Annotated in this window: 10 protein-coding genes, 1 tRNA gene and 1 pseudogene; 1 reads left to right on the plus strand and 11 read right to left on the minus strand. The window is 54.8% G+C overall.

The window, feature by feature from the left end; genetic code table 11:
- From AC2FLZ_RS20680 to AC2FLZ_RS20695, 4 genes and pseudogenes are all read right to left on the minus strand, one after another.
- Positions 1-234, minus strand: a pseudogene (locus AC2FLZ_RS20680) (DUF3604 domain-containing protein); the annotation flags it as partial.
- Between the two features lie 67 nt (positions 235-301).
- Positions 302-1,279, minus strand: a complete 978-nt coding sequence (locus AC2FLZ_RS20685) for a SphA family protein (protein ID WP_496716930.1) — start codon at positions 1,277-1,279, stop codon at positions 302-304.
- On the minus strand, positions 1,276-3,219 hold the full coding sequence (locus AC2FLZ_RS20690; RefSeq protein WP_496716392.1) for a DUF3604 domain-containing protein: 1,944 nt from the start codon (positions 3,217-3,219) through the stop codon (positions 1,276-1,278). The genes AC2FLZ_RS20685 and AC2FLZ_RS20690 overlap by 4 nt, the downstream gene beginning before the upstream one ends.
- Positions 3,220-3,302: 83 nt before the next feature.
- Entirely contained in the window at positions 3,303-4,733 is a 1,431-nt protein-coding gene (locus AC2FLZ_RS20695) for an arylsulfatase (RefSeq protein ID WP_496716931.1), read from the minus strand.
- 113 nt (positions 4,734-4,846) lie between these two features.
- On the opposite strand from AC2FLZ_RS20695, the gene AC2FLZ_RS20700 reads away from it, so the two are divergent.
- Positions 4,847-5,866, plus strand: coding sequence for an AraC family transcriptional regulator (locus AC2FLZ_RS20700; RefSeq protein ID WP_496716390.1), 1,020 nt, complete (start codon positions 4,847-4,849; stop codon positions 5,864-5,866).
- 508 nt (positions 5,867-6,374) lie between these two features.
- On the opposite strand, the gene AC2FLZ_RS20705 is transcribed toward AC2FLZ_RS20700, so the two are convergent.
- The 7 genes from AC2FLZ_RS20705 to AC2FLZ_RS20735 all read right to left on the minus strand — a co-directional run.
- On the minus strand, positions 6,375-7,010 hold the full coding sequence (locus AC2FLZ_RS20705; RefSeq protein WP_496882703.1) for a hypothetical protein: 636 nt from the start codon (positions 7,008-7,010) through the stop codon (positions 6,375-6,377).
- A 31-nt stretch (positions 7,011-7,041) separates the two neighbouring features.
- Positions 7,042-7,569 (minus strand): helix-turn-helix domain-containing protein, encoded by a 528-nt coding sequence (locus AC2FLZ_RS20710; RefSeq protein ID WP_496882704.1) that lies wholly within the window; start codon positions 7,567-7,569, stop codon positions 7,042-7,044.
- Between the two features lie 517 nt (positions 7,570-8,086).
- On the minus strand, positions 8,087-8,296 hold the full coding sequence (locus AC2FLZ_RS20715) for a MerR family transcriptional regulator (RefSeq protein ID WP_480520371.1): 210 nt from the start codon (positions 8,294-8,296) through the stop codon (positions 8,087-8,089).
- Positions 8,297-8,407: 111 nt separating this feature from the next.
- Complete coding sequence (locus AC2FLZ_RS20720; protein ID WP_480520369.1) at positions 8,408-9,391, minus strand: hypothetical protein; 984 nt, start codon at positions 9,389-9,391, stop codon at positions 8,408-8,410.
- A gap of 2 nt (positions 9,392-9,393) precedes the next feature.
- Positions 9,394-10,581 carry a tyrosine-type recombinase/integrase gene (locus tag AC2FLZ_RS20725; RefSeq protein ID WP_496882705.1) on the minus strand — a complete coding sequence of 396 codons (1,188 nt, stop codon included), beginning with the start codon at positions 10,579-10,581 and terminating at the stop codon, positions 9,394-9,396.
- Between the two features lie 148 nt (positions 10,582-10,729).
- Positions 10,730-10,806, minus strand: a tRNA-Arg gene (locus AC2FLZ_RS20730).
- A gap of 64 nt (positions 10,807-10,870) precedes the next feature.
- A partial coding sequence (locus AC2FLZ_RS20735) for a sensor histidine kinase (RefSeq protein ID WP_496882706.1) occupies positions 10,871-11,150 on the minus strand: 280 nt, incomplete at its 5' end.

Here is an 11,150-nt window from a genome sequence, read left to right on the forward strand (position 1 = left end):
GAAACCTCCGGCGTCCATAGATTGTCCCGTATGAAGATGCGTCTCTCCCCAAAGTGGCCGTTCCGGGAAAGTTCGACCAGCATAGGGTGAATAGGCGGGAGCAGGATAGGTGTCTGCAAGCTGTTCGGCCTGCGGGGTCCATTCCTGAGCGTAGCCCGGCATCGCCGTCGCTAGGATCGTAGTTGCGAGTAGTGCAATCGCTCCGCTAGTGGCAGTGCGCTTCGACCGTGTCATGCTTTCTCCTCCTAACAAATCAATTCTGGTGCGATTTTGTTGGTACTCGATTGGATAATTGATCCACCTAGAAGGATATCGACAGCGTGAAGAAGCCGCCGACCCCTTCGGTTCGGTTTTTGGTTTCGAACTCTTTATAGGCTCGAAGGCTTGCGTAGACCGCCCGTCCTCCGATCTCTCCACTGTATGCGATTTGAGGACCGACACCATAGGTCTCGGATCGGAATCCGCCGAGCGCCGCTGGCGCTCCCTGGTCATTGGATATTTGCTTGTATGCAAAACCCACCGCACCCAATTGCCAGTTCCCCGAGACAAACTTTGACATTGCCCAGTCCAGGTGGATGGACTCGCCATTGGTGTAATCCGTGTCTGAATTTTCGAAGTTGTACGTCAAACCCAACGTGGCCGACGCCTCCCATCCGCTTTCCGGATTGAAATAGGTATATGCCCCTCCAACGTCGATCGCAGCATGACCGATGCCGATGTTCGCAAGACGGTCTGCATCGTAGTCTCCGACAGGTATTGCGCCCGTCGCATAGACCATCCAGTTGTCCTTGCCCTTGTTCCAGAACAGTTGGACCGTGGGGTAAAGATCGCCGAACCAGGTTACCTTTTTCGATGCGCCCCCGGAGACTGGTCCGAGTGTCACATCCGCGTCCACATCACTGGATGCGAAGATGGTCGCAAGCGAAAAGGCGATTTGACCGCCCAGAACCGTGGTTTCGGGGCTATAGCTCGGAATGACGAACTGTCCAAGATACCGTGCGTCTACGCCCAACCGGATTTCACCACCCAGTTCAAGTTCCTGTCCGCCGGAAACATCACCAGAATAAGCATAGGTAACGAGGGGCACCGAAAATCCCGTCTGAGGCGGGATTGCCGCAAAGCTCGCGTACTGCCCCGGTAACCAGAAGCTTACGCCACCTTCGTCTGCACTAGCACATGTGCTTGCGGACATCGCGGCTATCATGCACGGACCGGCTTTCAAGACCGATCCGAGCTTTGCAGAGAACCGGATGTGATCGCTCCAGGAAGTCTTTGTCATTCACCCGGCGTGTACCAGATCGGTGACGTGTACGCGCGCTCCTGCGTTGAGGTTGGCACGTCGTCTGACATTTCGTCTCCAAAACGAACAGCGTCATAGACCGTCCAACGCGGTGTCGGAATTTCCAGAACTCTTGCGTAATAAAATGCTCGCAAAGACGGATCGAACTCCGGATCGCTCCAGACGGTGATCAATTCAGGTGCGCCGATTGAATTGGTGAAAGTTGCGGTGGTAACGTCGACCGTGTTTCCGACGGGCGGCAGCGTGCCATCCGGTCCCGGTTCGCGATCATCCGACCACGCCACATCGAAAACCTTTTCTTCAGTTTCGCCCGCTGCATTCAGCCAGCCTTTGACGATCTGGATGCGGTCGAGATTGCCCGAAAACGGATCCTTGAGCGCGGCGACCAGAAAGGTCGGTGCCTCGGCACCTTCCGGCGCATCCGGCAGATCGCCCCCCATTGGAACACCCTTCTCGTAGCCAATGTCCGCCGGTAAACGCGACCGGGCGTCCGCGTCGACAAACTCCCATCCTCCGAAGAAACGAACCCCGATACGGCTTCCCGTGGTCCCATAAACCTCTTTGCGTTCCATGGCGTCAAAGATTGCTGCGCGGGTATTGTCCTCGGCCCAGACCGCAGCCAAGCCGGACGCGGCCATTTCCCATCCCAGGACGGTAAGACCTTCGAAGTCGCCGACGAGGTGGTTCCAACGGCCAGGCTCCGGCTCGACCCCGGAATGCTTGCCGAAGAAATTGTCCTCCTGCGCCGTCGCGAGCGCAGTGTGGCTGTCGGTTGATCCGACCACGCCGAATTTATAGGGGTTTGTGCCAAGCTGGTCTTCGAGCTTTAGCCCGTTTTTCAGCGCTTCCCGCGCATACTCGTACTGAAGCATCCAATCCTCTTTCGGCGTAGGCCCCAGATTGGCCTTGTCCCAGGTCTCGTAGTCCGCGAACTCGTCATTCGGGCTCAGGAACGGATGCGTCTCTCCATCGCCTTTGATCTGCGTGATCTCGTACAACGGCTCCCATTTTGCTCGGCGCTCGACATAATCACCCGTGAGCGGTTCGCCCGTTTTGGGGTTGGTCTCGACAGGGAACATCAGACCATTCGAAACGTTTCCATTATGGGCCAGCGCAAGGATCCGTCCCCCGGTTTCGTCTTCGTAGCGCTCCATCCAGTCCCAAAGGTCTTCCGGGTTGAATGTTTCCGCAGTGGTGAATGGCAGCATCTGGCGCGCACGGCTCGCATCGTCGCGATATATGACGTTGCGGTGCAGGTTGTTGCCGGCCTCAGTCGACGTCCATTCATAGCCGATAAAGGCCGTGAAGGTTCCGGGATCATCGAATGCGTCAGCGGTTGAAGTGAAGTCGTCCCAGACCGACTGGACAAAACGACGATCGGCAATCGCTTCGGGAAGCGACTCTCCCGTAATCCCGGCGAATGTCTCAATTACTTCCATCGTCGCGGCGAGAGCGACGTTTCCGCCCTGGTTAATACGGTCGTTCCAATCCCGGAGCGTAGGGTCGCGCATCAGCGTCGCATTGCCAGCGACAATCTCATTCATTGCTCCCATGGCATCAGAATGATCTGCAACGACAAGCCAGTCGAGCGGTCGTGAGAGCTTCACGCGCAAACCATGTGACGTGGTCACTTCATCGCCCCGAGCAAAGCGGTAAGCGTCCGCCGGTGTCAAAACGACACCGAACGCTCGCGCATCCAGCGAGTTCGACGTGTGAAGATGCGTATCGCCCCAGAGCGGTCTAGTCGGAAAGTTCCTGCCAGCGTACGGCGAGAATTCGTCTGGTGCCAATCCCGGCATGTCTTCTGAGGAAATCGTCATTTCGCCGACCTGCCCGCCTTGCGCAGCTTCCTGCGCAACGGCGCTAGTCCCAAGCACCCCTACAGATATAAAAGCTATTGAAACGGCACGAAGTTTCATCGTTTCTTCTCCTTAATTCTTACCTGCGCTTAGCAACGACAATAGATTTTTGCGGTTCATGAAAGTATCGACCGTCACAAATATCACTGCGGCGGTAGATACGGATCAGGTGTTCCTGGCGGTATGGGCGGGTACTCCTTGAATGTCGCCAAGTGCTGGCCAAGGAATGGTAGGGCTTTTTCAGCGACCCATGTATAGACCAGCAGTACGTCTTTTCGTTCGCCGGGATCGTTGATTAGATCATAGAGGCGCGGCGTTGAATACGACTTGGTATCGGAATAAACGGTGTCGTTCTCTTTGAACAAGACCTTCCAGTCTGTCCACTTCACACCGTAGATTTCCTCACCCATGTAAACGATGACATGATCGCGATTGGAGTCTTCCTGTTCACCCAACAAGAACGCCGACTGATCCACGCCGTCAAACGCACGGTCGTTTGGTACTTGGCCACCGGCAATTTCTGCGAGAGTTGGGTAAAGATCCATTTGGTGAACAATCTCGTTGCTGACCGCTCCTGCCGGAATTTTCCCCGGCCAACGGATCGCGAACGGAACACGGAGGCTGCCTTCAAATGGCGTGAACAAAGTGCCCTGCCACGGACCCGGCGTGCCTTGAGCATGTGGCATTGGCGCGATGTCATTGCTTCCGACGTTCATTGCTTCGGGGCCGTTGTCGGCAGTGAAAATTACAATTGTATTCTCGGCGATGCCGGCCTCATCCAAAGCGGCTGTCAACCGACCGACGTAGCTGTCGGTCTGGTGGAGGAGGTCGGCCCATAACCCTTTGCCCGTCGAGCCCTCAAAATCGGGATGCGGGATAACCGGCGTATGGGTCGCCGTCAGGGCGAAATAAACAAAGAAAGGTGAGTCATCACCACTCTTGCGATGGATGTAATCAACCGCTTTGTCCGTCAGGTCGCCATCGATCTGTGCCCGATATTCCAAGTCGTAGTCGCGAGCAATTGTGGCTTCCTGTCCGGCCACACCTTGCATGACATGAGGCGGCTCCAAGCCAAGCGCCTGCCATCTGCCTTGCGAGGTCCACACGGTCTGATCAGTGCTTTCGACGCCGTAGAATTCGTCAAAACCTTGATTTGTGGGATATCGCCCTTCTGACCAACCGAGGTGCCATTTGCCGTACATTGCTGTATTGTAGCCAGCATTTTTGAGCATCTCCGCCATGGTGATTTCCCATTGCGTCATCCCGTAAACACCACCCGCAACCGGAATGGTGTGATTGCCGGAACGTATACCGTACCGTCCTGTCATAAGTGCAGCGCGTGATGGCGTACACTGCGCTTCAACATTGAAGTTTGTCAGGCGCATACCCTCTGCAGCAAGTGCGTCCATGGCTGGCGTTGCTGCTCCGCGGATTATTCCGCCGCCGTTGAAGCCCGGTTCCCCCCAACCGAAGTTATCTAGATTGATCAAAACGATGTTGGGTTTGTCCTGTGCGAACGCCACGGTTCCCAAGCTGCAAAATATAAGCAAAATCAACGTGCGCACTGTGTTCACAATGCCCCCCTGATACTGTCGGCGATTGTTCTTACAGGAGGCTAAACCACGCGATCGTTGATTGCTGAACCATTTTGCGCCAACAATTGAAAGAACTTTGGAAACTTACGCCAATGACTTATTCGCCTTCCGTTACCGTCGCCGAAGCACTTGGAAGTGTTCCGACACTGATCACTAAAGCTCTCGGCGACCGTACGTTGGAGCGGTGTCTGGCGGAGGCTGGCTTGCCTCTCGACATCTCAGACAAAGTCGGTTTCTACATTCCCGAAACGGCCTTGAACCGATTTCTGGACACTGCGGCGCGAAGCGCTGGTGACGATCTGTTTGGATTGTATCTTTCGGAGCATCTTTCCGTAACGGAGTACGGCGCTTGGGGTGATTATGTTTTGGAAGCTTCCAATCTTGGAAATGCTCTGGAAAGGGCAGTACGGATTATTCATCTGCACGCCAACAGGGACACGCTTGAGGTAAGGCAAGACTCAGGTTCGACCTTTTTCAGGTATACTTTCGCTGAGAGACGAAACGCTGGTTATCGCCAGTCAGCTCTTGCCGCCTTGGGCTCACTTCTGAGTGTGCCACGCCATTTTCTAGGGCCAACATATCGTCCTTTGTCCATCGGCCTCGACCTGAAAGATGTCAGTTGCGAAGCTCGAATTGAAGCTCGCGTCAGGACCAAAGTTCGCACTGACAGAGACTGCATTTACTTTGAGATACCGAATTCCGATCTGACGGCGTGCAATCCGACCATTTCAGAAATGTATACGACAATTGGGGACGTCGTTCGGGCTTGCAGGGGAGGTCCGCCTGAAGATTTCGTTCAGTACTTGGAACAGCTTATTCTGCAAAGATTGGGAGAACAGAATATCGACTTGGATGACATTGCGCGTGCCACGGGCAAAAGTAAAAGAAGTCTCCAACGGAGAATTGACAGATCTGGTACCAATTTTCGATCTATCTACACCGCGGCTAGAATGCGCAAGGCAAGCGAACTGTTGACTCAAACATCAGCCACTGTAACGGCCATCGCCCTATACCTTGACTACTCGACCGCAAGTCACTTTTCCCGCGCATTCCGGAAACAATTCGGCATTACGCCCCTTGAATACCGAAACACGAGGTCTGTCCTTATCTAACCAGCCCTTTGGTCTTTATCGTGCAATGGTGTGCAACAGCACAAACGGCGCTTTGCCCGTTTAGTTAATGTCAATTCCGTGAGACCTAGTGCATGACCGGCTCACGCTTGCTGAGAGCGTCCGGAATCGGCTATTAGCGCAGATTGCTGCGCTTTGCATCAAGGTCTGAGAAGGGCTCGAAGCGGCCATCGAAACAGCTCTGTCGAATGACTGCTTTAACCTTGCTTGCGAGGCAGTGCCTGGTCAGCCGATCAATTTCTGCAGTTCCCTGTCAGCGCGGATAAGTTCATTGATCGTCTTGCGCATTTCCTCGGTTTCTCTCGATCGTTCTCCGTGCTTCCATGACGGATGGCTTGGCCCAGCGGCTTGCCCACCTCCAGCCCCATGCATGCGACAAACACTCCAGCCTTGAACGGCGGGTGCGCGGCACCGCTTGCCAGTGGACTTCGCCGTTGCTGTGCACCTGGGCGCATCATTGAGCCGTTTGGTGGGGTCCATGAGGTTGTCGTTACTTTTTGTCATCCGACTGCCCCCCGTTGTGCACGTTTCCAACAATTGCCTGACCACCTTCTTTGACTTCAACGCGTTCGACCCGGACGGTTTGATCTGCCTTGGAGCGATACCGTTTCAGGGTTTCAACCTGGTTAGTGAAGGTCCGCGCAAGTTTGTTGAGCGCCCGTTCCGCCGAGTCTTGCTGCGTGAGAGTTTTTACGTGGTTCAGGCGGCGTGCCATCATCATCGTCGCCTGATGGATCGCGCCCATCTGGATCGCAAGCATCGCTTCGATCTCGTCTCGCGGCCCAACCCCGGCAACAACAGACATCACGAAGTTTGATGCTGCCTCAGAAACAGAGCTGTCCTGTTGCCCGAGAGTCGCGACTTGATCCATCACGCCTTCGAAGAACCGATAATCGACTGTGCCTAGCTCATGCATCGCCAATGCGCAGGCCGCCGTTGGGTCTTTTCCTGTGTGCCCCACCGTGAGCCTTCGTGTGTCTTCATCAAAATCCAACGTGATATCCGGGGCCCGGACGCGTGATCGCTTCCGTTCCCTCAGATCGGCAACCGCATTGGTCTCCGCTTCGGTAAGCTCGGGGTCCTTTGTCTGCAGATCATTGCCATTGTCTTTCTGTGCCTTGCTCATGTCCGCCTCGCGTAACAGGGAGTGGTTAGTATTAGTGTTCCGATTCAGAACCGAAGGACCGACGAAAAACCGGCCTGACGGGTTCTGATTTGGAACCATGCGGGGTCTTTGGGTTCTCAAACGGAACCACAGAGGATGCTGACGGGTCCGTACCAGAACCGCGTTTTGTTTTTTCGGGCTGCCAGAAACGCCAGTTGTTAGTGGCGGCTTTTTTGCCGGACCGGGTTTGTGTGGTCTTAGTCGTTAACCGCCATTCGTGGGCGCGACGGTGATACCAGTTGCCTTCCTGCTCCAGCACAAGGAAGCCTTTGTCCTGCAGATCCTCGAAAGCGCGTTGAACGGTGGCCTTACCTAGGCCTAGAATCTCTGCCGCTTCGTTCATCGACAGGAACAGCTTGCCGTTGTTGCTGCCGTTGAAGCGGGTGTGAAGCTCCAGCCAGAGCTTCACTGCAGGTCCCGACAAAGCCCGCCACGCCGGAGATTTGATCATTGCGTAGGGCAGAGGGATGTATTGCCCCTCATCCGATCGTTTGCCCTTGGGAGACCGCCGTCTACTCATCGCGACACCTCCGCTGGAAACGCTCGGGAAGGGCATCCAACTCCGGAACGTCGCAGCCGATATGCGCCCGGACGAGCCGGGTTAGGCCGGATTTGATCACACAGTACCCGAGCGTGTCCCACGCCGCTCCCCCGGCCGGAAATTTGGGTCTCTGGCGCTGAAACAGCCATTGTATACCATCGCGGCAGTCAGAGACGCGGTAGATACCATGACGAAAGAGTTCGCCGCCGTAGTTCTCAGCAGTTTCCCGATGATCGGTTCGTGAAAGAAGGCCAGTGTCTGGCCCCCTGTCGAGACTCGTGCTGTTCGGCTTGGAAAAGGACATATCAGCCATGCTTGATCCGTCCTTTCCGTATGATCACCCGTTCGACCGAGTGGCTCAGGGGCGACCAGTAGTACCGGCGCTCGTTTTGTCTTGTCGGCGCGGGACATCCTGTGGCATCAACTGGACTTGCTAGGGTGGCAGTTGATGTCACTAGAAAAGCCCCATCTCCGCGCTTGGAGTTGGGGTTTTTCATTATGCAGCCTCGTTGTTGGGATCTGTGCGCCGTGCTGCCAGCCAGGCGTTCAGATCGGCGCCATGATAGGCGATCCGCCGACCGATGCGGAGAAAGGCAGGACCACACATACGGTGGCGCCATTGAGCCAGCTTTTCGCGGTTTCCCAGCAATTGCATTTCAGGGTCTTCTGGGAAATAGACCCGGTCGTCGTTGAAGACGCTTGCCATCGTTAAAGTCCCCTTGGATTAGTTTCGATGGCTCCCAATTATGGGCAGCATTCTAGACTTGTCACCAGACTTTTTCCTGCGCCTAAGCGCTTTCCAGAAGCGAGAAAACGCTTAGGCGTTTTTCTTGAACACTGCTTCGTACCTCGATTTGAAATGCTCTATTGACCGCAACTCCGTTCCGTAGTCCGCATGAGTTTTTTGCGATTTGGGGAAGTCCTTATGTTTCTCAACTGCCTTTTCCAAAGCTTGATCAACAATGCGTTCTTCACTGACAAGATTGACGGCGTCTGACAGCAGTTCAATTTCCTGCATCAACAGCTCCAAGTTTTTGAGCCTGCGTTGTCGTGATGCACGTGCCCCGGCTTTTCCCGCGTTCTCTTGAGTTTTTTTTGCAAGAATTGCGGCCTCTTCTGTCCCGCCTGCAATCGACTGTATTTCCTTGGTGTAGTAACCAGCGGCAAAATCGTCGTAAGTCACAAACTGGAACAAAAACAAATGCGCCGCAAGACTAGCCAGTGAAGAGTCCGGGAAATGGTTCAGGCAGTACTCAAATTCCGCAACGACGGACCAATTCTCTCCAAATTTCTCTTTCATCCAAGCAATGTGCTCGTCACCTAGCCATTCAAGTACACGAGGGGCTGTCTCGTAATCCCATTCATTTTTGACACCAGCTTCAGAAAGAGCCCGATAGCACACCGAGTGAACATCATCATCGTCGCAACGCCTAAACATCGCAGTCATCACCCTGCATGGATCGTCATCGGAACCAAACAAGTCTTTTAGTCGTTTTGGGTAACCGCAGTGTTCTCCGTACGTCAGGCCGATCGGCATAGACTTCAAGAATTCACGAGCCGCATCCTCGGTCGGGAAATATGAAAACCCTGTTTGTTCTTTATCCAGACCAGTACGACTTGTAACGCAAACTTGCCAAATTGTGTCTCCTTCTTGGAGTTCTTCGAAACGATCTTGGTAATACGCGCCAGTGAGCAGTTCTAGACTGGGCGAAAGCTTATCCCCTATCACTACCGGAAAGATGTGATGTGCGACTATTTCTGTGAGCCTGTTGGGTTTAACCCACTTGTTGTCTTCCGCCATCTCTAGCAGCCCTCAAGACTGGTGTTACTCACAAATCTATTCCAATCAGAAATTAAGCTTCTTCGCCGTTCCAGCAAATCCGACCGCGCGTAAGCCCTTTCCACATCTGATCCTACCTGATGGGCCAAAGCCGCCTCCGCCAGTTCGCGCGGCGCATTAGCAGCCTCTGCCGCCCAGTCCCGAAACGAGCTACGAAAGCCATGCACGGTGACGCCATCCTGCCGCATCCGGCGCAGCAACATTAGCATTGACATGTTCGACAAGGGATGATGCCGCCTTTGCCCCTCGAACACATAGTCGGAGGCCAGCGCACGCAGCGGCTCCAGAATGGCCAGCATTTCGTCAGCGAGAGGAACACGATGGACTTGCCCACCCTTCATGCGCTCCGCCGGGATGGTCCACAGGCGCGCATCAACATCGACCTCGGGCCATTTCATCTCCAGGACCTCTGAGGTTCGGCAGGCGGTCAGAATGGCGAACTGCAGCGCCTTGGCGGCCATAGCTGAGCGGGTCTGCAACTCGGCATAGAACGCGGGGACCTCCTGCCACGGCATTGCGTCGTGGTGTTGGACCTTGGCTTTGACGGTTGGCAGCACTTTACCTTCGCGGATAGCGGTCACCGGGTTCTCGCCCGAGCGGAACCCCTTGGACTTTGCCACGTCGAGCACCGTTTTGATCCGCTGAGACAGTCGCTTCGCGGTTTCGTGTTTCTCGGTCCAAATGGGCGACAGGCACATCAACACTTCGGGTTGATCAATGCTGTCGACTGGCATGCGCCCGATCTTGGGGAACGCATAGTCGCGCAAAGTGTTGAGCCACTGCTGCCCATGCTTGGCATTCTTCCATGTTGGCAGGCGGTCAATGTGAACTTGTCGGCTGAGTTCCTCAAAGGTCGGGATTTCACGCTGGGCATTGAACCGAGGGTTCAGCCCTGACTTTGCCATGCGTCGATATTCGAGGGCTCTTTCTCGAGCCTGGTTCAGAGTGACAACATCAGCGCCACCCAACCCAAAATCCGTGCGCAGCGGAGCGCCCTTGCGGTTCTTCTGTCCTTTGACCGTTACACGCACGATCCAGCGCCGCGCACCAGAGGGATCAACAACAAGATACAGACCAGAACCGTCGCCATGCCGACCCGGGCCAAGATTTTCTACCAGCTTCTTTGTCAGCTTCCCGCTGAGAGCAGCCATGAAAATACCACAAAATATACCACTCAACGAAAGTATACGGGTATGATCGGACAAAATCCAACGAAACCAGCCAACGCGGCCACAGCCATAAAACACAGAGGTTTAAGAAACCTAGTGTATCTCGTTGAGATTTGGGAAAATCACCAAGTGGCGGACCGAGGAGGATTCGAACCCCCGACCCCTTGATTCGTAGTCAAGTACTCTATCCAGCTGAGCTATCGGTCCGCGTTGGTGAGGCGCTGTTTAGACCTGTGGTCAAAGACGTGCAAGCCGATTCTTCAAAAAAAAATCAAAAAGTCATGTCTCCGCGCGGAAGCCTTATTTCAAAGATCGTTCCTTCGGGCCCGGTCTCTTTCAGTGTCAGGTTACCGCCATGCCCGCGCACCAGTTCCTGAGAGATTGCAAGGCCCAGGCCAGAGCCTCCTTTGCGGACCCCACCCTGAAACGGTGTGAACAGGTTTTCACGTGCTTTTGGCGGAAGACCCGGCCCGGTGTCGCGAATTTCAAGACACCAGGCGTCCTGATATTCACACCCGTCGATGGTGATATGACCCGGCTTACCCGAAGCT

The organism is Ruegeria sp. YKSF131 (assembly GCF_059612645.1).

Bases quoted from the DNA above. Each gene is read 5' to 3' on its own strand.
- AC2FLZ_RS20685 (WP_496716930.1), bottom strand. From the start codon at position 1,279: ATGACAAAGACTTCCTGGAGCGATCACATCCGGTTCTCTGCAAAGCTC.
- AC2FLZ_RS20690 (WP_496716392.1), bottom strand. From the start codon at position 3,219: ATGAAACTTCGTGCCGTTTCAATAGCTTTTATATCTGTAGGGGTGCTT.
- AC2FLZ_RS20700 (WP_496716390.1), top strand. From the start codon at position 4,847: ATGACTTATTCGCCTTCCGTTACCGTCGCCGAAGCACTTGGAAGTGTT.
- AC2FLZ_RS20705 (WP_496882703.1), bottom strand. From the start codon at position 7,010: ATGAGCAAGGCACAGAAAGACAATGGCAATGATCTGCAGACAAAGGAC.
- AC2FLZ_RS20710 (WP_496882704.1), bottom strand. From the start codon at position 7,569: ATGAGTAGACGGCGGTCTCCCAAGGGCAAACGATCGGATGAGGGGCAA.
- AC2FLZ_RS20715 (WP_480520371.1), bottom strand. From the start codon at position 8,296: ATGGCAAGCGTCTTCAACGACGACCGGGTCTATTTCCCAGAAGACCCT.
- AC2FLZ_RS20720 (WP_480520369.1), bottom strand. From the start codon at position 9,391: ATGGCGGAAGACAACAAGTGGGTTAAACCCAACAGGCTCACAGAAATA.
- AC2FLZ_RS20725 (WP_496882705.1), bottom strand. From the start codon at position 10,581: ATGGCTGCTCTCAGCGGGAAGCTGACAAAGAAGCTGGTAGAAAATCTT.